The 24928-nt window shown below is 57.2% G+C and carries 25 protein-coding genes; 4 read left to right on the forward strand and 21 right to left on the reverse strand.

Features of this window, described 5'->3' with window-relative positions:
• Positions 1 to 164 precede the first annotated feature (164 nt).
• Positions 165 to 1073, forward strand: a complete 909-nt coding sequence (locus tag AC27IT_RS05345) for a C40 family peptidase (RefSeq protein WP_283859192.1) — start codon at positions 165 to 167, stop codon at positions 1071 to 1073.
• Between the two features lie 65 nt (positions 1074 to 1138).
• Here AC27IT_RS05345 and AC27IT_RS05350 read toward each other — a convergent pair whose 3' ends face one another.
• The 17 genes from AC27IT_RS05350 to AC27IT_RS05430 all read right to left on the reverse strand — a co-directional run bounded on the left by AC27IT_RS05350 (position 1139) and on the right by AC27IT_RS05430 (position 17937).
• Positions 1139 to 1381, reverse strand: a complete 243-nt coding sequence (locus AC27IT_RS05350) for a hypothetical protein (RefSeq protein ID WP_005833491.1) — start codon at positions 1379 to 1381, stop codon at positions 1139 to 1141.
• 102 nt (positions 1382 to 1483) lie between these two features.
• On the reverse strand, positions 1484 to 3265 hold the full coding sequence (locus AC27IT_RS05355; RefSeq protein WP_005833492.1) for a M3 family oligoendopeptidase: 1782 nt from the start codon (positions 3263 to 3265) through the stop codon (positions 1484 to 1486).
• Between the two features lie 273 nt (positions 3266 to 3538).
• A complete protein-coding gene (locus AC27IT_RS05360) occupies positions 3539 to 4756 on the reverse strand; it encodes a M20 family metallopeptidase (RefSeq protein ID WP_283859191.1) in 1218 nt (405 codons plus the stop codon).
• A gap of 52 nt (positions 4757 to 4808) precedes the next feature.
• The gene (locus AC27IT_RS05365; RefSeq protein ID WP_007779604.1) at positions 4809 to 5768 is read right to left on the reverse strand and encodes a P1 family peptidase; all 960 of its coding nucleotides are present in this window, start codon (positions 5766 to 5768) and stop codon (positions 4809 to 4811) included.
• A 3-nt stretch (positions 5769 to 5771) separates the two neighbouring features.
• Positions 5772 to 6329, reverse strand: coding sequence for an ECF transporter S component (locus AC27IT_RS05370; RefSeq protein ID WP_005833497.1), 558 nt, complete (start codon positions 6327 to 6329; stop codon positions 5772 to 5774).
• Positions 6330 to 6390: 61 nt separating this feature from the next.
• Positions 6391 to 7227, reverse strand: a complete 837-nt coding sequence (locus AC27IT_RS05375; RefSeq protein ID WP_007779607.1) for an energy-coupling factor transporter transmembrane component T family protein — start codon at positions 7225 to 7227, stop codon at positions 6391 to 6393.
• A gap of 12 nt (positions 7228 to 7239) precedes the next feature.
• Positions 7240 to 8100 (reverse strand): energy-coupling factor transporter ATPase, encoded by an 861-nt coding sequence (locus tag AC27IT_RS05380; RefSeq protein ID WP_007779611.1) that lies wholly within the window; start codon positions 8098 to 8100, stop codon positions 7240 to 7242.
• A complete protein-coding gene (locus AC27IT_RS05385) occupies positions 8097 to 8966 on the reverse strand; it encodes an energy-coupling factor transporter ATPase (protein ID WP_283859189.1) in 870 nt (289 codons plus the stop codon). The genes AC27IT_RS05380 and AC27IT_RS05385 overlap by 4 nt, the downstream gene beginning before the upstream one ends.
• Before the next feature lie 151 nt (positions 8967 to 9117).
• On the reverse strand, positions 9118 to 10419 hold the full coding sequence (locus AC27IT_RS05390) for a sigma-54 interaction domain-containing protein (RefSeq protein ID WP_005833500.1): 1302 nt from the start codon (positions 10417 to 10419) through the stop codon (positions 9118 to 9120).
• A complete protein-coding gene (locus AC27IT_RS05395; protein ID WP_007779625.1) occupies positions 10416 to 10661 on the reverse strand; it encodes a hypothetical protein in 246 nt (81 codons plus the stop codon). The genes AC27IT_RS05390 and AC27IT_RS05395 overlap by 4 nt, the downstream gene beginning before the upstream one ends.
• 103 nt (positions 10662 to 10764) lie before the next feature.
• Positions 10765 to 11436 (reverse strand): GNAT family N-acetyltransferase, encoded by a 672-nt coding sequence (locus AC27IT_RS05400; RefSeq protein ID WP_005833503.1) that lies wholly within the window; start codon positions 11434 to 11436, stop codon positions 10765 to 10767.
• A 48-nt stretch (positions 11437 to 11484) separates the two neighbouring features.
• Positions 11485 to 12153, reverse strand: a complete 669-nt coding sequence (locus tag AC27IT_RS05405; protein WP_283859188.1) for a GNAT family N-acetyltransferase — start codon at positions 12151 to 12153, stop codon at positions 11485 to 11487.
• Between the two features lie 27 nt (positions 12154 to 12180).
• Positions 12181 to 13038: a carbon-nitrogen hydrolase family protein gene (locus AC27IT_RS05410; protein ID WP_005833506.1), complete on the reverse strand. Its 858-nt coding sequence runs from the start codon at positions 13036 to 13038 to the stop codon at positions 12181 to 12183.
• A gap of 278 nt (positions 13039 to 13316) precedes the next feature.
• Positions 13317 to 14585 (reverse strand): M20 family metallo-hydrolase, encoded by a 1269-nt coding sequence (locus AC27IT_RS05415; RefSeq protein ID WP_122953441.1) that lies wholly within the window; start codon positions 14583 to 14585, stop codon positions 13317 to 13319.
• Positions 14582 to 16204 carry an amidohydrolase gene (locus AC27IT_RS05420; RefSeq protein WP_487091657.1) on the reverse strand — a complete coding sequence of 541 codons (1623 nt, stop codon included), beginning with the start codon at positions 16202 to 16204 and terminating at the stop codon, positions 14582 to 14584. The genes AC27IT_RS05415 and AC27IT_RS05420 overlap by 4 nt, the downstream gene beginning before the upstream one ends.
• A 39-nt stretch (positions 16205 to 16243) precedes the next feature.
• Positions 16244 to 17737 carry a sodium:solute symporter family protein gene (locus AC27IT_RS05425; protein ID WP_005833509.1) on the reverse strand — a complete coding sequence of 498 codons (1494 nt, stop codon included), beginning with the start codon at positions 17735 to 17737 and terminating at the stop codon, positions 16244 to 16246.
• Positions 17734 to 17937, reverse strand: a complete 204-nt coding sequence (locus AC27IT_RS05430; protein WP_005833510.1) for a DUF3311 domain-containing protein — start codon at positions 17935 to 17937, stop codon at positions 17734 to 17736. The genes AC27IT_RS05425 and AC27IT_RS05430 overlap by 4 nt, the downstream gene beginning before the upstream one ends.
• Before the next feature lie 166 nt (positions 17938 to 18103).
• On the opposite strand from AC27IT_RS05430, the gene AC27IT_RS05435 reads away from it, so the two are divergent.
• From AC27IT_RS05435 to AC27IT_RS05445, 3 genes are read left to right on the forward strand one after another with little or no spacing between them, the layout of a single operon-like run.
• Positions 18104 to 19015, forward strand: coding sequence for a PucR family transcriptional regulator ligand-binding domain-containing protein (locus AC27IT_RS05435; RefSeq protein ID WP_487091658.1), 912 nt, complete (start codon positions 18104 to 18106; stop codon positions 19013 to 19015).
• On the forward strand, positions 18909 to 19793 hold the full coding sequence (locus AC27IT_RS05440; RefSeq protein ID WP_487091715.1) for a PucR family transcriptional regulator: 885 nt from the start codon (positions 18909 to 18911) through the stop codon (positions 19791 to 19793). Before AC27IT_RS05435 ends, AC27IT_RS05440 begins: the two co-directional genes overlap by 107 nt.
• Complete coding sequence (locus AC27IT_RS05445) at positions 19786 to 19977, forward strand: hypothetical protein (protein WP_005833513.1); 192 nt, start codon at positions 19786 to 19788, stop codon at positions 19975 to 19977. Before AC27IT_RS05440 ends, AC27IT_RS05445 begins: the two co-directional genes overlap by 8 nt.
• A gap of 101 nt (positions 19978 to 20078) precedes the next feature.
• On the opposite strand, the gene AC27IT_RS05450 is transcribed toward AC27IT_RS05445, so the two are convergent.
• From AC27IT_RS05450 to cysT, 4 genes are all read right to left on the reverse strand, one after another.
• Positions 20079 to 21692 carry an ABC-F family ATP-binding cassette domain-containing protein gene (locus AC27IT_RS05450; RefSeq protein ID WP_005833515.1) on the reverse strand — a complete coding sequence of 538 codons (1614 nt, stop codon included), beginning with the start codon at positions 21690 to 21692 and terminating at the stop codon, positions 20079 to 20081.
• 377 nt (positions 21693 to 22069) lie between these two features.
• A complete protein-coding gene (locus tag AC27IT_RS05455; protein WP_025847578.1) occupies positions 22070 to 23185 on the reverse strand; it encodes a sulfate/molybdate ABC transporter ATP-binding protein in 1116 nt (371 codons plus the stop codon).
• Positions 23182 to 24048: a sulfate ABC transporter permease subunit CysW gene (gene cysW, locus AC27IT_RS05460; RefSeq protein ID WP_005833522.1), complete on the reverse strand. Its 867-nt coding sequence runs from the start codon at positions 24046 to 24048 to the stop codon at positions 23182 to 23184. The genes AC27IT_RS05455 and cysW overlap by 4 nt, the downstream gene beginning before the upstream one ends.
• Before the next feature lie 12 nt (positions 24049 to 24060).
• Positions 24061 to 24897: a sulfate ABC transporter permease subunit CysT gene (gene cysT / locus AC27IT_RS05465; RefSeq protein WP_007779650.1), complete on the reverse strand. Its 837-nt coding sequence runs from the start codon at positions 24895 to 24897 to the stop codon at positions 24061 to 24063.
• Positions 24898 to 24928: the final 31 nt, after the last annotated feature.

Genomic DNA, 24928 nt, shown 5'->3' on the forward strand with positions numbered 1-24928 from the left:
CAATAAAATCAAACATTTTCGACGAATCGCTACTCGTTACGACAAGCTGGCCAAATCATTCCTAGCGTTTGTATATGTCGCGTCCATCTTTAAACTAACTCAATAATGAGTTTTCAGACACATCCTAGATATGCAGAAAATAGTAGATTGGTGGAGACGATGATATGAAACTTACTTCGAAGCTACTCACCTCCCTCGCCCTCTTCACTCTGCTGCCTACTGCTGCTCACGCCGCCTCTGGAGTGTATGTAGTATCAGCAGGGGACACGTTGAGCAAAATTGCCCGTGAGCACCAGACTACGGTCAGCCAGCTCATGCAAGTGAACCAACTGAAAAGCGATCAACTGTCGATTGGCCAGACTTTGTCCTTGCCTGAAGGCAGCCTGTCGACAGGCGGTGCAGCCGACGTCCCTCTCGATGTCGTAGCCGCCTCGATTGACTCCGCCAACAACGAGCCGGAAGAACTGACGGCTGGCGAAAAAGCGCGCGTGACGGTAGACGTGCTGAATGTGCGCAAAAAAGCGTCGACGGATGCGAGAATTTTAGGCAAGCTGAAGTTCGGTGACGTGGTTGAAGTCGTCGAGACTGGCAGCGAGTGGACCAAAATCGAGTTCGAAGATGATGAAGCCTACGTCTTCTCCGCTTACTTGAGTCCAAAGCTCACCCCTGACGTTGCGTTCGCAGGCGATGTCGATTCCGCAAGCCTGCACCGTCTCGAATCGATCTTTGAACCACTGCTCAAAACTCCGTATGTGCTCGGAGGAACCACACCGGACGGATTTGATTGCAGCGGCTTTACTTCATACGTATTTAGCCGCCTCGGGGTTACACTTCCGCGCACATCCGAGGATCAATTCCGCGGGGGCGTATCCATTCCGCTCGAGCAAGCGCAGCCGGGCGACCTGCTGTTTTACGATTCGCTCGGAAAAGGACGCGTGTCCCACGTAGCGATCTACTTGGGCAATGGCACCATCGTCCATGCAAACGGCGAAGACGTTCGCTACGGCAAGGTGGAGTACATGCACAAGCTGTATCCGTTCTACGGCGTCAAGCGCTACGCCGAATTCCAGTAGCAATCCCCCGAAAAAACGGCCCACACCTGTCACCAGGTTGTGGGCTGTTTTCCTGTGAGTTCGTATCAATGAATTTCCGTGTTGTGTCCGGCCTGGGGAGGTGTCTGGTTGGCCCCAATTTCGATTTTGCCCAAGGCCTGCTTCATCTTGTCGAGCTGAAGCTGGTAATCGCGCACAACTACGGTGAGAACGCTGACCGACTCTTTGAAATCAGGTTCGCTGCTGACTCTGTCTATGGCTCTATGTAGATGCAGCATTTTGTTCTCTGTTTCCCGTAGTAGGTCGAGTAACTGCAATCCGTTTACCACGTAATCACCTCATTTGTTTTTTCTTACTTTCTCCCGGTCGGTTCGTTGCTATGCGCAAAAAAAACGCCCGACATGACGATCGGACGTTTTTTCCTGTGGGCTTTACGCACGCGCAGCGGCCAGCTCCACAAACGTATCAATATCTTTGGCAATCAGCGCAAGCGAGTTGCGCCAGAAGTCAACCGAGCGCACGTCGACGTCCATGATCGCGGCCACATCGGCAATGCTCATTTTGCCTGTGACAGACAAAAGCTCGTCATACTGCTGGACAAACGCTTCGCCGCGCTTCACGTACTCGGCGTACAAGCCTTTTGCGAACAGCAAGCCAAAGGCGTACGGGAAGTTGTAGAAGTTGAAATCGGCACTGTAGTAATGCGGCTTGCACACCCACATGTACGGGTGCAGCACAGCATGGTCAAGCCCCTCTCCGTAGGCGTCCTTTTGCGCTTGCAGCATCAGTTCCTTCAGCTCGTTGACAGACAGGGAGCCTTCTGCGCGGCGGGCAAAGACGGCCGTTTCAAACAGGTAGCGGCTGTAAATATCGACAATGACCTGGCTTGCGCCGGAGATGTCGTTTTCCAGAATGGAAAAGGCTTCCTCTGGGGTCGCCTGGGCCAAAGCGGCCTTGGCAATGATCGTCTCACACAAAATCGACGCGGTTTCCGCGATCGGCATCGGGTAATCGCTGTTGTAGAACGCTTCCTGCACGAGACATTCGCCATGGTAGCCGTGTCCCAGCTCGTGTGCCAACGTGCTGACGTCGTTGTAGCTGCCTGTGTAGTTCGCCATGATCCGGCTCTCCCCGACCATGTGCAGGTTGTAGCAAAACGCTCCGCCGCGCTTGCCTTCGCGAGTCTCGGCGTCAATCCACTGGTTGTCAAAAGCGCGGGCGGCATAATTCGCCAGCTTTTCGCTAAAGCTACCAAAGTGCTTGACAATAAAGTCGCGCGCTTCCTGATACGTAAAGCGCATGTCGGCTTCGCCTACCGGAGCAAACAGGTCGTAGAACGGCAAGCCGTTTTCGTGTCCGAGCAGCTTTGCTTTTGCCCGGAAGTACTTCGTAAAGGCCGGCAAGCTTTCCTTCATCGCGGCAAGCATCGCGTCCAACGTCGCCTTGTCCATGCGCGAGTCGAGCAATGTTTTTTCCAGCGGCGACTCATAGCCGCGAAGCTTGGCTACGGTGATGACTTCTCCCTTGATCCCGTTCAAGCTCGCCGCAGACGATTCCTCGATCTTTTTGTAAGCGGCAAGCTCTGCCTCGTAAGCCGCCTTGCGCAGCTCGGCGTCTTTTTCATGCGCCATGTTGCGCACGACAGGCAGCGGAAGCTGTTTGGCCTCTCCGTCGATGGTGATGTCTACCAAGAGCGTCGAGGTCAGCATTTCCTGCAGCTTCGTCCAGGCGTTGGAGCCTGTGTTTTTCATTTTCGCCAAAATGATTTCTTCTTTTTCGCTGAGCATGTACTTGCTCTTCTCGGACAATTCGGTCAGCATGAAGCGATGCGTTTCCAGCAGCTCGGACTGGCAAATCAGCTCGCTCAAATTGTCCAGTTGGCCGAGCCATTTTTGGAACAGCACGCCCGGCTCTACCAGCTCGACGGACTGCTCCTGCACTTTTTCGATGAATTGCAGCGCTTTTTCGTTTTTCGCGTCCACGCTTGCCGTCAGCTCGCCAAACGCGTACAGGCGGTATTGGGTCTGCAAAATCGAAGTCATCCGGGTAATGTACGCCTCCATTTTCTGGACGGCGTCATCGGTCGTTTGCAGGCTTGAGGCTGCCCAGCTTTTTACCTCGTCCATCTCCCGGCATAGTTTTTCCCAGTCTTGCTTGCACTTTGGCGAGTCGAACGACGTGTACAAAACGTCCAAGTTCCAGCGCATATTCATGGGTCCGGCCTCCCTCTCATCTTGCCTATGTATTCTATGTAACAGACTCTATTGTAAAAAAATTTGGATAGATTAAGCAAGTTTTTATAAAAACAATGCTCTCACAAAATGGTAAGACGCGACTTGCAGGGGAAAAGTTACAGTCTTTGCGCCGTGACTGCAAGTTTTGCCAAGCCAAGAGCCGAGGCAGACAGGCTTGCTCCCGTGCTTCTTTAAGTGCCTGCACGCGAAAAAAGACTTTGCCGCGCGCTTGGGCAAAGTCCGTCTTTTCCGTCACGCCCGGACAGGCTGCGTCAAAAACGTCAGGGCAGACAAGGCAAACAGTTGCGTCGATTCGACCAACTGGTCAATGTCCACGTACTCGTCGGCATGATGGGGAATGTGGCGATCGCCCGCCCCCGTCGTCAAGATCGGAATGCCGGCCTTGTGCAAAAAGGTGCCGTCTGTCGCGCCGGGCACGCCGTTGTAGACAGGCTCTCTTTTCGTAATTTCCCGATACGCGCTGGCTACCGAAGTCACAACTTCCTCCTCCATTCCGGTCAACGTCCACGGCCGCTCCTCGATCACTTCCAGCGTCGCCCTGAACTTGTCGTCCTCGCGGGCCAGCGCTTCGAGGATTGCCTGCATTTCGCCGTGCAACTGCTCGTGGTCCTGACCCGGGACGGTTCGAATATCGAGCGTCGTCATGCACTGGTCCGGCACGACGTTGATCTGGGCATCGCCCTTGACAGGCGCCTGCACAATCGTCGGCGTGATGCTCGGCCAGCCAAGCATCGGGTGTTCGCCAAGCCGCGCCATTTCCCTCCGCTCCAGCTCCTCGAGGGCGACGATCGCCCGGGCCATCCGCGTGTTCGGATTGATTCCGGTCAGCGGCATCGCTCCGTGCGCCATTTTGCCGTACGTGCGCAAGATCGCCCGCATCGCTCCTTTTTGCGTGACGCAAAGCTGGTTTTCCTCCGGCTCGCAGATGATCGCGGCGTCAACCCCTTGCGCCCAGCCTTTGCGGATAAAGTCTTTGATCCCGATCATCATGCCTTCCTCGTCGCACGGGATGCACAGCAAAATTTTTCCGGCGAACGCCTCCTTGGAGCGCTGGATGGCCTTGACCGCGCAAATGGCGGCAGCGAGGTTTCCTTTTGTGTCGCAAGAGCCACGTCCGTAGATGCGGCCGCCGGAAATGGCTGCTCCGAACGGATCGTAGCTCCAGGCATCCCGGTCGCCTTCGGTCACGACATCGGTATGCGCTTCGAACAGCAGCGTTTTCCCCGGTCTCCCGGAGTCGTAAAAAGCGATGACGTTGGGCCTGCCGAGCACGACTTCCTCATAAAAAACTTGCAGCCCCATCTTGCGCAAATAGTCGGCCACAAACAAGGCGACCCGCTCCTCGTTCGCCCCGGCCTGCTCCGGGCGAAACACACTCGGAATCCGCACCAGCTCCTGCGTCAAACGCACAACCTCTTGCTCGTCAACAAAGGATATTACTTGACTCATCTGCCCGTCCTCCCATCCGTTCCTATGTGTGGAAAAGAAAGCTGCCGAAGCGTCAACTGTCGTAACTGCTCCACGCCGGAAGGCCGCCCGCTTCCTTTGCCGCCTTGACAGCCTGAATCACGGCCTCGGCAAGCACATCCGCCGACAGCGCCCCGACGAGATCGACCGCCGCCCCTACTTCATCGGTGGCGACGGCAAAAATCGTGTCGCCATCGTACATCGTATGAATCGGGCGAATGGTGCGGGCAAGCCCGTCGTGCGCCATTTGCGCAACCTTTTGCGCCTGGGCCTTGGTCAGCTTCGCATTGCTGGCGACGACGGCAATCGTCGTGTTCGTGCCCGGAGGAATCGGCGAAAAAGCATGCTGGAGCATCATGTCCATGCTGTCTCGAATCTCCCCCCGCTCATCGCGCGGCCCGGCGAGAATGACCCCTGTCTTCGGCTCCATGACATGACCGACCGCATTGACCGCGACCAGTGCGCCGATGACCAGTCCGCTCGGCAAAGTCAGCGACGCGCTGCCGAGGCCGCTTTTCATCGCATGGGCAAACCCGTTCAGCTTGCCGACGGAAGCGCCCGTACCCGCGCCGACATTCCCTTGGGCGACAGTCTCCGAGCTTGCTGCCAGCGCCGCCTGATAGCCCATCTGCCGATCCGGCCGCACCCGGTAATCGCCGACTGCCAAATCGAACAGGACGGCGGCCGGGACAATCGGGACGACGCCGTAGCCTACGTCCAGCCCGATGCCCTTTTCCTCCAAATACTGCATCACGCCTGAGGCCGCGTCCAGGCCGTAGGCACTGCCACCGGACAGGCAGATGGCGTGGACGACGCTGACCAGATTGAGAGGGTCCAGCAAATCCGTCTCGCGGGTGCCCGGGGCAGAACCCCGGACATCCACGCCGCACACAGACGGCTTTTCCAGCAACACGACACTGCAACCCGTCAGCGCTGCTTCATTTTGCGCATGCCCGACGCGAATGCCGGGCACATCGACAATGGTTCCTGTCATGGCTTACAAGTCTCCTGAAATTTTCGATTTTTGTCTCCCGGAGCTTCCCAGCTTTTTCCATGCCGCGACTACCGCCAACGTCACGATGACCGAGACGACCGCTTCCGGCAGGCCGTTTGTCACGGCAACCGTCGCCGCGACGCCAAACGGCATGTACCCGCGAATGACCGCCATCCCGAGAACGAGAATCGTGTTGGTCAGCGCCCCGATAAAGCCGGCTGCGCCAATCGCCAGGTACTGGTTGACGTTTCGCAGGCCGACGTAGGTCAAGTACGCCGTCACCCCGATAAACAGGCGCGGCAGGATCGCGACCAGCGGATCTTTGAACAGCGGCACAGTGGCGTTCAGGAAGGAAGATACTCCAAAAATGAGACCAATAATCATACCGACGCCCCAGCCCTCCATGATGCCGCCGATGATGGCCGGGATGTGCATGATGGTGGCGTTGCCAGCCGCCGTCGGAACGGGGATGTAGCCGAGCCGCGTGACCCCGAGCAAAATCGCGATCGCTCCGAGCACCCCTGCAATGACGATCTTGCGTACGGTCAATCCTTTTTCCATGCCTACTCCTCCTTTTTGCCAAGCGATATATGGAATCCCCAGAAGGGAGAACTCCCGCCTACTACCACGGTATTCCCAACATGATTGCGGAAATGACCACGCTTGCCAGCAGTGCGGCATAATCGCCGCCTTTCGCCTTGTACTGGGTGTAGCGCGTCCGGGCCGCACCTGGCGTATAGCATCTCGCTTCCATCGCCAAAATCAGGTCTTCGGCTCTGGACAGCGCCACGTTGAACAACGGGATGATGATCGGAAACATGTCTTTCGTCCGCTGCACGATCCGCCACCACTCGCCTGTGCCGAAGTCGGCGCCGCGGGACGCCTGTGCCTTCATCATTTTTTCCATCTCCATCGCAAACGTCGGGACGAAGCGAATGGCGATGGTGATGATGAGCGCAAACGCATGGACCGGAAACTTGACTTTTTCCAACGGACCGAGCAGCCGCTCCATCCCGTGCGTCAGTTCCGTCGTCGAGGTGGAGAGCGTCAGCACGCTGGAGAGAAAAATCACCTCGACAAAGCGCATGGCGGAGACGATGACGAGCCGGATGCTCTCGCTCGATATGGTGATGAAGCCGTACTGGAAGTAGATCGTGCCGCCGTTTGCGATCTCGCCGTAAAACAAAAGCTGCATGATCGCCAAAATAACGATGAACGGAACGGCCGGCTTGATCCCGGAGATGCCGTAGTGCAGCGGGATTTTCGATACGTGGAACAGCCACAGGCAGATCGCCAGCGCAAACAGGTTGCCCACATATGTATTGCAGATAGCGATCGCGACGATCATGATGGCAAAAGCGCCGAGCTTGAACCGCGGATCCAGCCGATGCACGACAGAAGCAGTCGGCAAATACTGTCCGATGGTAATATTGCGCGTCAATTCAAATTCCGCTGACATGTGCTCCCCTCCCTAGCGCTGGATCAGCTTCAAGATTTCATACGCAGTCTCTTCCGGCAAGTAGGCTTTCGGATCAATCGGGTAGCCGCGTTCGCGCAAGCGGTACAATATATCGACCGATTCCGGCGTGCCGATATGGTGCTCGCGCAACAGCTCCTGATTGCCGAAAATATGCCGCGGGGTCCCTTCGCAGACGGCTTGCCCGTTAGCCATGACGTACACGCGGTCAGCGAGCTGCGCGACTTCCTCCATGTTGTGCGAGACGAAGATGACGGTAAGCCCTTCTTCGCGATTCAGCCGTTTGATCCGCTCCAGCAGCTCCAGCCGGGAGCGCGGGTCCAGTCCGGCTGTCGGCTCGTCGAGCACCAGCACCTTCGGCTGCAGCGACAGGACGCCAGCGAGCGCGACCTTGCGCTTTTGCCCGCCGCTCAGGGCGTAGGTGGGACGATCCTTCATCTCCTGAAAGTCCAGGCCGACGAGGTCCATCGCCCATTTCACCCGGTTTTTCACCTCTTCCAGCGGCAGTCCCATCTTGAACGGGCCGTAGGCGACATCGTCTCCGACCAGCTTTTCGAACAACTGGTCCTCGGGGTTTTGGAACACCAGCCCTACTTGCCTGCGCAGCGCCCGGATGTCTATTTTCGGCTGGGATACGTCTATGCCGTTCACGATGACCGTCCCTGACTGCGGGCGGATCAGCCCGTTGAAATGCTGGATCAAGGTCGACTTGCCCGAACCCGTATGCCCGATAATCGCCAGGCATTCGCCCGCGTTCGCCTGCAGGCTGACTTCCTGCAACGCCGCGTGCGCGAGCGGCGTTCCTTGCATGTACACATGCGACAGCTTTTGCACATCGACAATCGGTTGCGTCATGAGCCGCTCGCCTCCGCCTGTCTGACGTACAAACGGTCGACCTCTGCCACCACTTCTGCATTGTGGATCAGGTCCGGGGAAAAAGCGGGCAGCTCGGCATGGACGAGCGCAGCTATTCGGCTTGCGTCCGGCACGTCGAGGTGAAGCTCGCGCAGCCTGTCCTGATGCGCGAACACTTCCCGCGGCGTACCTTCCAGCACGATTTTGCCGCTCTCCATCACGATGACCCGATCCGCCTCCGTCACCTCTGACATGTGGTGCGTAACGGTCACGATCGTCATTCCTTCGCGGTGCAGCTTGCGGACGACGGCGAGAATGTCCTGCCTGCCGTAGCTGTCCAGCATACTCGTCGCTTCATCGAGAACGAGGCATTGCGGCTTCATGGCGAGAATGCCGGCAATCGCGATCCGCTGCTTTTGCCCGCCCGACAGATGGTGCGGCGGCCGATGGCGAAAGGCGCTCATTCCGACTGCCTCCAGCGCAAAATCGACCCGTTCCCGCATTTCCTCCGCATTCGTCCCGATGTTTTCCAGCCCAAAGGCCACGTCGTCCTCGACGATGGTGGCGACAATCTGGTTATCCGGATGCTGAAAGACCATTCCCACGCGGCTTCGCACTTCGTGAATCCGCTCTTTTTCCTTCGTATTGATGCCGTTGACAAAGACGTTGCCTTCCTTTGGCGTCAAAATGCCGTTGAGGTGTTTGGACAACGTCGATTTGCCGGACCCATTGTGCCCGATAATGGCGACATACTCGCCGGGATACACTTCAAGGGAGACGTTTTGCAGCACCGGAATCTGCTGATCCTGGCTCACCTGATAGGCAAACGAAACGTTTTCGACACGGATGATCGGTTGTGTAGACATGTGTTCCCTCCCTTTCCACGGGTGTGCGTCTTATAGCCATATGCAAGCAACTCCCGTGCCAAGTCATTATGTTTTTAATTTTCTGTAAATTTCAGACTTCAAAGATGAATCTTCTGTTGCAATCCGCATCATTTTCGTTGCTGTTGCAACATCAGTCTACTTCGCCATATTTCTTCATTTTTCTCCACAGAGTCGTGCGATCCATCCCCAACAACTTCGCTGCCTCGCCCTTGTTTCCCTTTGTCATTTCCAAAACCTTCCTGATTACCTCTGCTTCGTCTTGCTCCTGCTGCCGGAAGGCGTTGCGCTGGGCGAGCTTTTTCGCCAAAAACAACGTGTCCTCCAGTCCGAGACGGTCGCTTTTGCACAGCAGCACCATGCGTTCGACCACATTGCGCAGCTCGCGGACATTGCCCGGCCAGTCGTATTGCGCAAGAAACCGGTACACAGACTCGTCCACTCCCTGTAGTCGCCTGTCGCCGCGCTGCGCGATTTCCTCCATGATCGCCTCCATCAACAGCGGGATGTCTTCCGTGCGCTCGCGCAACGGCGGCAGCTCCAGCGTCAGCACGTTCAGCCGGTAGTACAGGTCCGAGCGAAACAGCTTTTCCGCCATCAGTTGTTCCAGATTGCGGTTGGTCGCCGCGATAATCCGCACATCGACCGGGACGATCCGCTCGCCGCTGATCCGGCGCACCTTTTTCTCCTGGAGGACGCGCAGCAGCAACGCCTGGATCGTGATCGACATTTCCCCGATCTCGTCGAGAAACAGTGTTCCGCCGTGCGCCAGCTCGAACAGGCCGGGCTTCCCGCCTTTGCGCGCGCCTGTAAACGCCCCTTCCTCGTATCCGAACAGCTCGCTTTCCAGCAGGTTTCCGGGGAGCGCGGCGCAATTGACCGCGATAAACGGGCCTGTCGCCCGCTGGCTGCTCAAATGAATGCCCTGCGCAAACAGCTCCTTGCCCGTCCCGGTCTCGCCCTGGATCAGCACGGTGGCATCCGTTCTGGCAAAAGTTTCTGCCCATTCCTTCGCCTCGCGCATCGCTTTGGACTGGCCGACGATATCCTCCAGCCGAAACTTGGCTTCCAGCCCGCTTTCCATGCTTTGCTTGCGGATGCGCAGCTCCATCTTTTGGATGTCCGTAATTTCCTTGAACGTCGAGACGGCCCCGACGACCTCTCCTTCCACCACAATCGGCAGTCGGTTGATGATGATTTGCCGATTCAGGACGGTGGCGATGTCGCCGATTTCTTTTTTTCCGGTTGCCAAAATGCGCAGCATGTCCGAATTGGGGATGTAGCGGGTAATTTTCTCCCCGACCACGTTTGGCGGCAAGCCGAGTATTTCCGTCGCGTTCTGGTTGACCCAAATGATCGTATAGTCGTGGTCGACCGCGATAATGCCGTCATGCGAGGCGTCGAGGATCGCCTGAATGTGAATGTCGCCGATCATTTTCCTGCCTCCCCTTCCTCCGCCCGGTCCAGCATGACAGCCACTTCGGCTGGCGGCTTTCTCGCCCGGCGTCTCGTCTTGCGCTTCTTTTTGCGCAGCGCAAACAAAGCCGCAAGCATGAGTCCGAGCGTCGCGAGCTGAATCGGCTGGGACAGCTTCGCCTGGACCCAGCCGCTCATGCCGAGCAGATGGAACAGGACGGCCATGTAAAGAAGAATCGATGCGAGATTTTGCACGTTCACTCTTGTCACTCCTGTCTGGCCTTATCGGATGGGAGAAGAAAAACTCCCGTGAAGCCAGGATGAGTAGCTCCACAGGAGTGTCGGTTCGTGCTGTCTGATTCGTTTAGATCGGGAGAAGCTCTACGCTTTCCTTGCTCTCAAGCTCTGCCACCATGTCCAGCCACGCTTGCGGCTTTTGCGGCAGCACGGCGTAATAGCGTTTGAGGAAAGTGACGATCAACTCTGCCTCCAGGCTCGTCTGCTCTTCATTCGTCGGCATGAAGCCAAGGTCCAGCCCCGATACGGCCTCGCCATCGTTTTGCCAGGATGGGTGCACATAGGCGATATTCGTGCGCTTGTAGCCCAGGTGGGAGAGAACTTCGCGGCGCACGAACGGGTCCATCGGCTTGATGCCGCCAAAGCTGTGCTCCTCCACGCGGTACGGATCGTAAATTTCGGCAAACATGCCGTACAGCTCCTTGCCGTTTTCCTTTGCAAGCGCGAGCAGGTCTTTTTGCCGCTCTCTCGCCAGAAAACGGCCTACGCCAAGCCCTTCCCGCCCGATAATCGTAAAGTCGGTCATCGCGACGTTCAGGTCGGGATAGTAACGGTATTCGGTGGCTCCGACTACTTCTCCTTCATGCACCGCGACAAACACGCGAATGCCCGGGTCTTCGAGCGGCTCTTTCCACAGGTCGTAGTCCAAAACCTCTTCTGGCGGGAAAACTTCCTGCATCAAACGGTGCATTTTCGCAAACAGCGGGTTGTCAATATGTTGAATGCGTACAAATTCCATCGGGATCCATCCTCCTGAGCGTGAGAAAATCGGTGTATCGTCTGTCGCCTAGCGTGCCAGAAACGGGTTTTTCCACTCCATCAGCACGGCGTAGTTGCGGGACTCTTCGTCCTCCAAATAGTTCGGCACAATTTGCACGGGCACACGGCCACAGCGCATGAGAAACGTGATCACCGGGTCTTTGACCTCTCCGGCGACCACGCGCTCGACGTATTGCTCTGGCGTCCACTCGCCAGCGTAGCGGCCGTAACCAGGCATTCTGCCGCCGCCCAAGAGCCGCTTCAAGCCTTTTTGCACGACCAGCTCGTACATCGCCTGCATCATGAGCTGTCCGAGTCCGAGCTTGCGGTGGCTCGGCCGGATGCAAATGTCGACGACGTACAGCGTGTCTCCGTCCGGATCGTGGTTGCGAATGTAGCCGTTGTCGGTCACATCCGCCCACTGGTGCTCCGGGTGAGCCGGATCGAACGGCACGAGCAGCCCGGTCATCGAGCCTGCCAGCACGCCGTCCACCTCCACGCAAATCGCGCCCTCGGGAAACAGCGTAATGTGGTTGGTGAGCTGCTCCTGGTTCCACCACAGCTCGGATGGAAACGGCGGCGGGAAGCTTTCCGCCTGAATCTGAATCAGTTCGAAAAAGTCGGAGCGGTTGTAGTTGCGGATGACGGCCTTGCGCGGCTTGTCCCCTTCAAACACATACAGCTCTTTGCGGTACATATCCATCCTCCGTCCGTTCGCGAGATGCTAGCTCCAATCGGGATACAAGTCTGTGCGACGGTCGCGCCAGGTGGTGACCGAGCCTTTTTCCCGCACCTCGTACAAAAGCGACAGGTCGAGATCGGCGGTCACGAGCATGTCCTGGTTGATTTCGCCCTCGGCGAGCACTCCGCGAGGCGGGAACGGCACATCGTTCGGCGTCAAAATCGCGGCCTGCCCGAAGTTGGCACGCATAAAGTCGACGGTCGGCAGCGAGCCTACCGTCCCTGTCAGAACGACGTACACCTGGTTTTCGATCGTGCGCGCATGGCTCGTGTAGCGCACGCGGTGGAAAGCGTGGCGGTCGTCGGTGCAGGACGGACAGAAAATGACGTCCGCTCCGCGCGCCTTGGCGATGCGCACCCATTCGGGGAACTCGATGTCGTAGCAAATAATCAGCGCGACCTTGCCTTTGTCGGTCTCGAAAATTTGCAGCGAGTCGCCCGCGCCCATGTTCCAGCCTTTGACTTCCCATGGCGTGATGTGGATTTTCTTTTGCTGGCCCACCCGTCCGTCCGGATAGAACAAAAAGGCGGTGTTGTACAGCTTGCCGTTTTCCTCGATAATGTGCGTGCCGCCGATGAGGTGCATGTCGTACTTGGCCGCGAGGGAAGAAAACAACTGCACATACCGCTCGGTGAACGACGGCAGTGCCGTGATCGGCAAAGCATTTCCGTGTTCGTCGCCGATGGACATGAGTTGGGTAGTAAACAATTCAGGAAACAGCAAAAACTCGGCGTCGTACTCCTGGGCGTTTCGGACGTAGTGCTCAACCTGATTTGCAAAATCTTCAAAGCTATGTATCGTATGCAGATGGTACTGCACTGCTGAGACGCGCATTTTCATGGCATTCTTCCTTCCTTTTTTCCATATGCCTAAAATATATCAAAAATGATCGAGAAAGTCTCTCTTGCAATATGCCGCACAGCAAACTTGGCCAAAGGCAACAGAAGAGTCACCTGCCCCTTCGGACAGGCGACTCTTTTTCGGTCAACAAACGCGGAAATGCTCTCGCCAAAAAAACGGGGGTGCAGCAATGTACTTCGTGACCGGGCGACTGACCGCCTTCATGCAGCGAAACACCGTCCCGCTGGGAGTTGCGCGCGAGTACCGGCAGAAGCTTTTTACATGCCGCTGTTCGTGCCGCTCATGCGCAAGGCCGTCTTGTACAGCAGCTCCGTCCCGAGCGCGATGTCTTCATAGGTGGAAAATTCCTGCGGATTATGGCTGATCCCGTCCTTGCAGCGGACAAAAATCATGCCGTAGTCGCACACGTACGAAAGAGCCAGCGCATCGTGGAACGGGCCGCTCATCAGTTCGCGGGCGGAAATGCCCAGCGCACGGCTCTCCTCGTGCATGATCGCCTTGATCCAGTCCGCGCAATAGCGCGGGTCGCTGTTCGTGTCCTCCGTAATCGTGTACTGCAAGCCGCCCTCTGCCGCCGCACGGGCAATCGCCTCGCGCAGCGCTTTTTCCCGCTCGTCCCGCCGCACGAGATCAATGTCGCGCAAATCGACGGAAAAGCGCACCCGCTCAGGGATGATGTTGCGGGAATCCGGGAACACCTCTAGGTGGCCTACCGTGCCTACCGTCGGCGCCTCCGGGTCTAGCCGGGCCAGCTCGTTTACCGCGAGAATGACTTTGGCCGCTCCGACCAGCGCGTCTTTGCGCATCGGCATCGGCACCGATCCGGCATGTCCGGCAAAGCCCGTCAGCTCGACCGTCCACCACAGCGGGCCCGAGATCGCCGACACGATGCCGATCGGCTCGTTGGCATCGTCGAGAACTGGCCCTTGCTCGATGTGCAGCTCCAGATACGCGCCGATGCTGCCTGCGGGATAGACCGATTCGGCCAGGCGCTCGGGGTCGCAGCCGAACGCTGCGAGCGCCTCCCTGCGCGTCACGCCGCTTTTGTCGGTGCGCTCCAGGTCTTGCGGGTCGAGCTGCCCGAGGATTCCTTTTGAGCCGAACAAGCCTTTTTGAAAACGGCAGCCTTCCTCGTCGCAAAACGCCACTACCTCAATTGGCTGCTTGGGGACGATGCCTTGCTCGCGCAGCGTCTGGGCGACCTCCAGACCGCCCAATACGCCGATTACGCCGTCATACCTGCCGCCGTACGGCTGGGAATCAATATGCGAGCCGATCATCAGGACGGGCGCATCCGGGTTTTGGCCAGCCAGTCGCCCGATCAGGTTGCCGAAGTGGTCCAGCCGGGCAGACAGCCCCGCTTCCTCCATCCAGGAGCGCACCAGCTCCACGCCAGCGCGATCCTCCGGGGACAGGGCCAGCCGACATACGCCCGTCTCGCCGATTTTCCCGATCTGGGCCAAAGCTTCGATCCGCTTTCGCAGCCGCTCTTCGTTGATCGTAAGCACTCTCGCTTTTACGTTCATCCCTTCAAAACCTCCTCATCCTGACTTTGGTAAACGATCTTGCCGTCAATCATCGTCTGTTCGACCTTCAGTTCTTTGATGCGCTCGTGCGGGTGGGACAAAATGTTGCCGTTCAGCACCACGAGATCGGCCAGCTTGCCCGGCTCAATGCTGCCCTTGATCCCCTCCTCGAAGCTGGCGTACGCGCCGTTCCAGGTGAACATGCGGATCGCTTCCATGACGGTGACGCGCTGGTTGGTCCCGACTGGCTGGCCTGTTTTGCTCCGTCGGTTGACCGCGGCGTGAATGCCGATCAGCGGGTTGAAATCGGTCACCGGGCAGTCCGATGCCCCTGCCGCGATGATGCCAAGATCAGCCTGCCCGCGCGCGGGAAACATGTGCCCGACCCGTTCCCCGATGTTTTTGACGTACGAATCGCCGTGATCGTAAATGAACGCCGGGTTCGGGATCGGCACAACGCCCAGTCGGGCCATTCGCGCAAGTAAGTCCGGCGACGAGACGCCCGCATGCTCGATCCGGTGGCGGTGGTTCTTACGCGGATGCGCGGCCAGCGCGGTTTCAAAGCAGGTCAAGAGCATGTCGATTGCGCGATCCCCCTGGGCATGCGCGGTAATCTGAAAGCCTTTGGCATGTGCCTCTCCCAAAATCGTATTCAACTCGTCCTGTTCGTAGTAGAGAATTCCGCAATCGCCGGGACGGCTGTCAAACGGCTCGCGCATCGCCATCGTCGGCGCAATGCTCGCTCCATCGGTAAACACCTTCGCCGGGCCGATGCGAAAGCGCTCGTCGCCCGTTCCCGTGACCATTCCCGCGTCGATCATCCGCCGCACGAAGTCCTCCGACTGATTCAGGGCGCAAATGATCGCGTAAATGCGCACCTTGACGTCGCCTGCCTGCACCGCCTTTTGCATCGCCCGATAGTTGTCCGGCCCGTACCCGCCTGCGTCGTGAACGCTGGTGATGCCAGCCGCCACAAAATCTTCGGAGGCGAGGCGCAGCCCCTCTTTGTACTCCGCTTCGGAAAAAGCGGCCAGCTCAAACATTTTCATGTGGGCCGTCTCGACCAAAAAGCCTGTCAATTCGCCCTGCCCGTCGCGGTCGATCCGGCCGCCCTGCGGGTCCGGCGTCTGTTTGTCGTAGCCGGCGCGCTCCAATGCCCGGCTGTTTGCGACACTGTGGTGGGCGCACGTCCGCATGACGAAGATCGGATGCTTGCCCGACACCGCATCCAGTTCGGCACGGGTCGGATAGCGCTGCTCGATCATCAAGTTTTCGTCGAACCCGCACGCTCTCACCCATTCGCCCTCCGGCGTTGTTTCCGCCCGCTCCCTGAGCGCCGCGAGCAGTTCCTCGATCGAGCGGATGCCGCGCGCCTTGCAGTCCACGCCGAGCTTGTTCGTGCCGTAGATCGTGATGTGCAAGTGCGCGTCGATAAAGCCGGGCAAAAGGCTTTTGCCTTCCAGGTCGATGATGTTTGTCTCTGGCTCGATCAGCTTTTTGATCTGTTCGGTTGTGCCGACAGCGACAATCCGGTTGCCTTTGATCGCGACCGCTTCTGCGATCCGGTCCTGCGCATCCACGGTCACCACATGTCCATTGAGAAAAACGGTATCTGCCATGTTGCTTCCCCCATTCGTTTTTTCACGTTGCCTTGCGCGCTATTCCAGCGTAGGCGTCCCTTCTGCTTTCGCCGCCTGATGCTCACCGACAGCCATGCTTCTCGTTACCGCTGTCACGGCAAACATGACGACGATGTTGACGAGCAGCGCCACTACCCCGATGTTCAAATCTTTAATCGCGGACGGCCAATGCGGGAACATTGTCGCCAGCGTCACGTTCGCCACCGTGACATAAGCCACCGTCGCCACCCCTGCGAGAATGCCGGCGAACGCCCCGTATTTGTTCACCCAGGGCTGCTTCGGCAAGCTGAACAACAGCGCCGGGAACAACTGGGTCACCAGGCTGTAGCCCATCAACAGCAAGGTTACGAGCGTGTCGCCGCCGCCGAGCGTAAAGTAGAGAGAAACCAGAGAGATAACTGGCACGAGCAGTTTTGCCGTCTTCGCGATCTGGGCATCCGTCGTGGCAGGCGCCATCACCTTGTACACGTTTTTCGCCAAAAGCGTCGCCCCTGTCATCAGCAGCATGGAGCCGGGCACGAGCGCCGTCAGCAGCCCCGCCGCCCCGATGATGCCGACGATCCACGGGTCAAACGTTGTAAGCGACAGCCGTAGCAAAGACAAATCCCCGTCTGCCCCTTGCAAGCCGGGAACTTGCAGGATCGCGGTAAAGCCGACGAAAAACACAAACAAGAGCATCAAGGTGTAGAGCGGCAGCATGATCGTATTTTTGCGGAAAACATTTTCATTCTTGGCCGAAAAGACCGAGCCGAACGTATGCGGCCACATATAAAAGCCGAAAACCGTAATGAGTACGGTGGAAATGTACCAGGAAATGCTGAGCCCTTCTTCCGGAAAGGTCAGAAAGCCCGGATTCGCCGCCTGCACCGCTTCGAACATCGGCTGAATGCCGCCGTAGTAGTGGTACGGCAAGTAAATCCCGAGAAAGACGACGACGAAAAAGATCATGATGTCCTTGATCGCTGCCGTCCAGGCCGAGCCGTGAATGCCGGACAGCATCACGTAGATAGTGACCGCGATCACGCCGAGCCAAACAGCGGCTGCTGGCGAGATCGTCCCGTAAGAAGCTTCCGAGACGATAATGCCAAGCCCTTTAAATTGCAGCACGAGGTACGGGATGATCGCGACGACGCCAACGGCGGCCACGAGAATGCCCAGGATCGGGCTGTTGTATTTGCTCACAAAAAAATCGGATTGGGAGACGAGTCTGTGTTCTTTGGCATAGCGCCAGATCGGAGGCAGTAGCCAGTAGGAAATGACGTAGGCAAGCGAGATGTAGGACAGGACGTAGTAGGAAGGCGCTCCTTTGGAGTAGGCCCAGCCGCTTCCGCCAAGGAACGTAAAGGTCGTATAAATTTCCCCCGCCACCAACAGGAAAATAAAGATAGAGCCAAAGCCTCTGCCGCCAACCGTCCATTGCTCCATGTTCATGTCTTTTCCTTGTCGCGCGCGAATCCCGGAGTAGAACGCCAGCAGCAGAAAGGCAAAAATAATCAAGAGGGCGCTGTTCATGATGAGCTCTCCTCCTCTTTTGTCGCCGGATCGATTTTGTTCAAAATCGCCATGACGACAGAGATCAGCACCACCCACAACACAATCCAGAACAGGACAAATGGCATCCCAAGCACATACGGCTCCACCCGGTTGACAAAAGGTATCCCGCCAAGCATGCCGACAAACGGCACGACCCCAAGCCAATCTCTTGCTTTCATGCAAATCCCCCTGTTTACTCGATTTGTCCCATTGCCTGCGCGCGCTTTGGACATGTACTCTATTATTATCGAAAAATTCAATTTTCTCCTTTGTGCAAATGACCAGAAAACAGAGCAAGCTTTTGTTTGTGCTGATAAAAAATGGAACACCGGGGGGGAAAGTAGCGTGATAACAGTCCGTGAACTGATACAGGTTGGGGGCTTTGCAAAAAACGCCGTGCTGGCGGGGGAAGAGTTTCTCGACAGAGAGCTGCTCGGGGTTACTTCGTTTGACTCTCCCGACGGGCACCGCTGGCTGCGGCCCGGCGAATTTGTGCTGACGACAGGCTTCCCGTTTTTGACGCAAAAAGATTCATGCGAGGAAGGGCTGACCCGACTGATCGACGAACTGGTCGAGACGGGAACGCCGGGACTTGCGATCAAGCTCGGCCGCTACATCGAGAGCCTGCCTCCTGCCGTCCTCGCCCACGCGCAAAACAGGCAAATGCCGATCCTGTCTTTTCCGATGGAAAAAGCATGGTCAGATGTCATCGTGCCCGTCGTGCAATACATCAACGACAAACAGCGCATCGAACTCAACCGCACACACGCCATTTACGAGCGGTTTCATCGCCACCTGACCGCCGGAGATCCGGTTTCCAAGCTGGCTGAACTGCTGCACGACCTGTTGCAAGCCCCCGTCTCCATTCAAGTGCCTGGCTGCAAATGGAAGTGGGAGTCGCCGCCCGAAGCATTCCCCGCCGACTCGGAGATCGGCCAAAAGTTTGGACAAACCGCCTCCCGCCATCTGGGCATGCACCCGCTCGCCAAAAGCGCCAATGGCTATCCCATCCGGTGGCTGCTGCACGAGCAGAAGGTGCAGGGCGGTGCAGGGCGCGATTGTTGTGGGGCAAATGGACCGGGAGCTGCACGCGTGGGAAAAGGTCGCCATCGAGCAAAGCGCGGCCTTGCTGTCGCTGGAAATGGAGCGCATGCGCTCTGTCGCCGAGACGTATCAGCGCTTCCGCAACGATTTTTTGCAGCTTCTTCTCGGCGGCGAGATTCATGCGCAAGACGTGCTTACGCGAAAAGCGGATGAGGTCGGCTGGAAGCTCGCGGACCACTATACCGTCGTCGTCATGGGAGTGTCCCCGCACGAGCGCACAGGCATCGAAAACTGGACCGAAAATCACAGTTTGCTGGAAGCTCTCCGCCCTCTCCTGTCTTCTCTCGACCTGGCGATCCTCTTCGGGCTCGATCAGCACAATCGCGTCGTTTTGCTCGTGCCGACCGCAGCAGAAACCGCAGAGGCTGTAGGCAGCATGCGGCAAGTGCTCGAAGCCGTGCGCTCGTTTGCCTGGCAGCAGCCTGTGTTCGTCGGGCTGGGCCGCTTTCATTCTGGACGGGCAGGCATCGTCCAGAGCTACCGCGAGGCGCAAATCAGCTTTCGGACGGCGCTGCGCGGCAGTTCCGCATCCGCCGCGGCCAACACCGTCGTCGTCGACTTCCACGACCTCGGGCTGGAGCGCATCCTGTTTGCGGAGCAGCCCGGCACGGAAGCATCCTCTTTGGCTAGAGAATACTTGGGCCGGATCAGGGAGTACGACCGGGAGAAAAACGGCCAGCTCTTGCAGACGCTCCAAGTCTTTTTGCAGGCGGACGGCAATCATGCCGAAGCAGCCGCGCAGTTGTTCGTCCACAAAAATACGATCAAGTACCGGCTGGCGCTCATCCGCGAGCTGTCCGGGCTGAACCCGGAAAACGGCCATGACCAACTGCTGCTGCGCATCGCCATGACAGTGCAATCGATCGGGTATCCGCAAGCGGAAGCTGGTATAATGGCAAAAGAGAGACGTAGGGGGAATTTGCATGGATGAGTGGTTGAACAAGCCTGTGAAAACGAGAGAACGCCCGAAAAAACGCGGAATCGTCGAATACATCGACGACCAGTACATCGTCGTCTTTTTTACGGCTCCGCGCAAGGAACGCGTTATCTTTTCGAGCAAAGAGTCGTTTTTGAGCAAAGTGGAGTTGTTGGAGGACGAGCCGCCCGCCCCGTAACAGTCTGCTTTTTCGCACGCCAAAAACCCATGTCCGGCACAACGAATGGTGCATAGGACACGGGTTTTGCGTTTTCCTGTGAACGTAAGAAACCGTCGCTTTTACGCGTAGTGCTCTTCGCGCAGGCGCTTGATCTCTTCGCTGTCGAGGTACTCGTCGTAGGTCATCATCTTGTCGATAACGCCCTTAGGAGTGAACTCGATGATCCGGTTGGCGATGGTTTGCACGAACTGATGGTCGTGGGAGACGAACAGCAGTGTTCCTTCAAAGTCGATCAAGCCGTTGTTCAACGCTGTGATCGATTCCAGATCCAAGTGGTTCGTCGGTTCGTCCATAATCAGCACGTTGGCGCCAGCCAGCATCATTTTGGACAGCATGCAACGTACCTTTTCGCCCCCGGACAGCACGTTCGCTTTTTTCAGCGCTTCGTCGCCGGAGAACAGCATGCGGCCGAGGAATCCGCGAATAAACGTCTCGTCCTGCTCCTTGGAGTATTGACGCAGCCAATCCACGAGGCTCAAATCGGTGTCGAAGTACTCTGCGTTGTCTTTCGGGAAGTACGCGCGGGAAGTGGTGACGCCCCATTCAAAAGAGCCGCTGTCCGGCTGTACTTCGCCCATCAAAATTTGGAAGAAGGTCGTTTTGGCCAGCTCGTTTGGTCCGACAAACGCTACCTTGTCGCCTTTGTTGATGACCAGATGGAGGTTTTCAAACAGCTTTTCGCCTTCTACGGTCTTGCTCAAGCCTTCGATCGCCAGCAAGTTTTTGCCCGCCTCGCGCTCCGGCTTGAAGTTGATGAACGGATATTTGCGGCTGGACGGACGGATGTCTTCCAGCGTAATTTTCTCCAACAGCTTTTTGCGCGAGGTCGCTTGCTTCGACTTGGAAGCATTCGCGGAGAAGCGCGCGATGAACTCCTGGAGCTCCTTCATCTTTTCTTCTTTTTTCTTGTTCTGCTCACGAACCATCTTCAGCGCGAGCTGGCTGGATTCGTACCAGAAGTCGTAGTTCCCTACGTACATTTGAATTTTGCCGAAGTCGATATCCGCAATGTGCGTACACACTTTGTTCAGGAAGTGACGGTCATGGGAAACGACGATGACGGTGTTTTCATAATCGGCCAGGAAGTTTTCCAGCCAGCGAATCGACTCGATATCCAAGTGGTTTGTCGGCTCATCCAAAAGCAGGATGTGCGGGTTGCCAAACAGCGCTTGCGCGAGCAGTACCCGTACTTTTTCCGTACCGGACAGGTCTTTCATCAGCTTGTCGTGCAGGTCGGTCGGGATGCCCAGACCGATCAAAAGGCTCGCCGCATCCGCTTCCGCCATCCAGCCGTTCAGCTCTTCAAACTCGCCTTCCAGTTGAGAGGCGCGGTTGCCGTCCTCTTCGGAGAAGTCTTCTTTCATGTAGAGCGCCGTTTTTTCTTCCATAATCTCGTACAGGCGCTTGTGACCCATAATGACTGTTTTCAGTACATCGTACTCGTCAAACTCGAAGTGGTTCTGCTTCAACACAGCGATACGCTCGCCTGGTGTCACCGAAACGTGTCCGCTCGTCGGTTCGATCTCTCCGGAGAGGATCTTGAGAAACGTAGATTTCCCCGCACCGTTCGCACCGATGAGGCCGTAACAGTTACCAGGGGTAAACTTAATGGATACATCTTCAAACAGTGCGCGTTTGCCGTAGCGCAGCGTCACGTTCTGAGTGCTTATCATCGTCGCAATACCTGCCTTTTTTGAATCGTTCAAACACTTATCTTACCAGAGATAGCCTCATATTGCAAAAGAAAAGCAGATGCCGCGAAGCGCGGCCAAAACGGACTCCCCCACATGGATTGCGGCGGAAGCGGGAAAGCTACCACTGTACGTCCATCCTAACGAAGAAAGAGGTCGTGACGATGTCCAAGCACAACGGAGTCAAAAACGAGATGGGCAAAAAAGAAAATCCTTCCCAGACGCGTTCTTCGACAACAGTGGGCAAAGAAGAGACGCGCTCCAAGCAACGCGGCGAATAACCGTGCCCTTCCCAGCGAAAACCGGCCTGCCTGTTTGGGCAAGCCGGTTTCGCATTCGTTTTGTCGCGCAACTACCGCTCAAATGCTCACTTGCTGCGGGACGTACGCCCGCGTTGGCTTGATCGCTGGCGCGTTGTCCACAAAAATGGACACGTTGTGCAGCGTCACGTACACGGTTCCGCCTTCGACGACGTTCAGTTCCAAAAACCGCTGCCGGCTCATTTCCGCTTCAAACACTTCCTTCGTATCCAGCCGCTTCAATTCCAGACGGACGATCGGCCCGAGCAAGGTAATCCGCTCGGTTTGCGCTTGAACGGCTGTCGCTGCGGACGATTTTGGCGGATGCAGCGACACTTCCACGTCATGCGGACGCATGTAGCCGACGGCTGGCCCCTCGCCGACATCGTGCTCCGCCTCGAACTCCGCTTCCCCCAGCTTGATCCGCCCGTTTTGAATCCGCCCGTGGAACAGATTGACGCGGCCGAGGAAGCTGTAGACAAACGGATTGGCGGGCTTGTGGTAAATTTCTTCGGGGGAGCCTACCTGCTCCACTCTGCCTTCGTTCATGACGACGACGCGGTCTGCCAGCTCCATCGCCTCTTCCTGGTCGTGCGTCACAAACAAAATCGTCAAGCCGAGCTTTCCGTGCAAATGGCGCAGCCAGCGCCGCAGCTCCTGCCTGACTTTCGTGTCCAATGCGCCAAACGGCTCATCCAGCAGCAAAAATTTCGGCTCCACCGCAAGCGCTCTGGCCAGCGCGACACGCTGCCGCTGTCCCCCGGACAACTGCGAAGGATAGCGATGGGCAAGCCCCTCCAATTGAACCAGCCGGAGCAGGGAATGCACTTTTTCGTGAATCTCTGCTTTGCTCGGCCTTGTTTTGCGGGGACGGACGGTAAGACCGAAAGCGATGTTGTCGAAAATGTTCATGTGCCGAAACAGGGCGTAATGCTGGAACACAAAGCCCACCTGGCGCTCGCGCACGTCCCGGTCCGTATTGTCCTCGCCGTTGAACAGGATGCGCCCCTGCTGCGACTGCTCCAGTCCGGCGATCAGCCGGAGCAAGGTCGTCTTGCCGGAGCCGGACGGACCCAAGAGCGCAACCAGCTCGCCCTCGGGTATGTGCAAATTGACATTTTGCAGCGCGGTAAAGTTTTTGTATGTCTTCGTAATGTTGACAACCTCAATGCTCATCCTGCCCTCTCTCCTGACACGTCAAAGTGATGTTCCTCTTCCCCCTCGGACTGTCGCTCCGTTTTCCACTCAATCACGCTTTTCAAAACGAGCGTAACCAGTGCCAACACAGCGAGAAGCGTCGCGACCGCGAAAGCCGCAGCGAACTGGTATTCGTTGTACAAAATCTCCACGTGCAAAGGCAGCGTGTTGGTCATGCCGCGAATATGGCCGGAAACGACCGAGACAGCGCCAAATTCGCCCATCGCCCGGGCATTGCAGAGAATGACGCCGTACAAAATGCCCCACTTCACATTCGGCATCGTGACGCGCCAAAACGTTTTCCAGCCGCTCGCCCCGAGCGACACGGCCGCTTCCTCTTCGTCCTTGCCCTGCGCCTCCATCACGGGAATCAGCTCGCGGGCGACAAACGGAAACGTCACAAAAGTCGTCGCCAGCACGATGCCCGGCACGGCGAAGATGATTTTCAGGTCAAGCGCAGCCAGCCACGGCGCTGCAATTCCCTGGCTGCCGAACAGAAGAACGAAAATCAGCCCGGCGATGACAGGCGACACCGCAAACGGCAAGTCAATCAGGGTCAGCAGCACATTTTTGCCGCGAAACGAAAACTTCGCGATCGCCCACGCGGCAGCGATGCCAAACGTGACGTTCAACGGCACGCTGATCGCGGCGACCAATAGCGTCAGTTTGACCGCCGACAGCGTTTCCGGGTCCGAAATAGCGGCGAAAAACACGTCTGCCCCTTGCTTGAACGCCTCGGTGAACACGGCAATCAGCGGCAGGATGAGAAACAGGCCGAGAAACAGAAAAGCAACTGCGATCAAGCTCCAGCGCACGTAGGCTGGCTCTGTTACATGCTTCATTGGTCACACCCTCTATCGTGCCGCATCGAATTTGTTAATCCTCCATTGCAAGTAGTTAATTATCAGCAACATGACAAACGAGGCGACGAGCATGACCGTCGCGATCGCCGTCGCGCCCGCGTAGTCGAACTGCTCCAGCTTTGTCATGATGAGCAGCGGCACAATTTCTGTCTTGAGCGGCATATTGCCGGAAATAAAGACGACAGAACCGTACTCGCCGAGCGCTCGGGCAAAAGCGAGGGCAAAGCCGGTAATGATCGCCGGGAGCAAATGGGGCAAGATGACGCGGGTAAACGTGCGAAAGCGTGTCGCCCCCAGCGTCGCGGCTGCTTCCTCCATCTGCAAATCCCAGTCCTGCAAAACAGGCTGCACCGTCCGCACGACAAACGGAAGACCGATAAACGTCAACGCCACCCAAATGCCGATCGGCGTGTACGCCACTTTGATCCCCCACTCCGCCAAATACTGCCCGATCCACCCGTTTTCGGCGTAGATCGAGGTGAGTGCAATCCCGCCTACCGCTGTCGGCAAGGCAAACGGAAGATCGACAATGCCGTCAATAATACGTTTTCCGGCAAACTGGTAGCGGGTCAACACCCAAGCGACCAGCACGCCGAATACCGCATTGACACAGGCGGCAAAAAAGGAAGTGAGAATGCTGACGCGTATCGAGGCGAGCACGCGCGTATCGAGAATCGTGCCTACGAACTGCTCCCAGCTCAAGGTGGAAGCTTTTAAAAACAGGACGGACAGGGGGATCAGCACCAAGAGGCTCAAGTAAACAATGGTGTAGCCCATCGTGATCCCGAAGCCCGGCAAAAACCCCCTGCGCGAAAATAGTTTTCTCATGGAGCTAACTCCTCTGATGGCAAGATATGTT

This window comes from Brevibacillus sp. YAE8 (assembly GCF_057543335.1).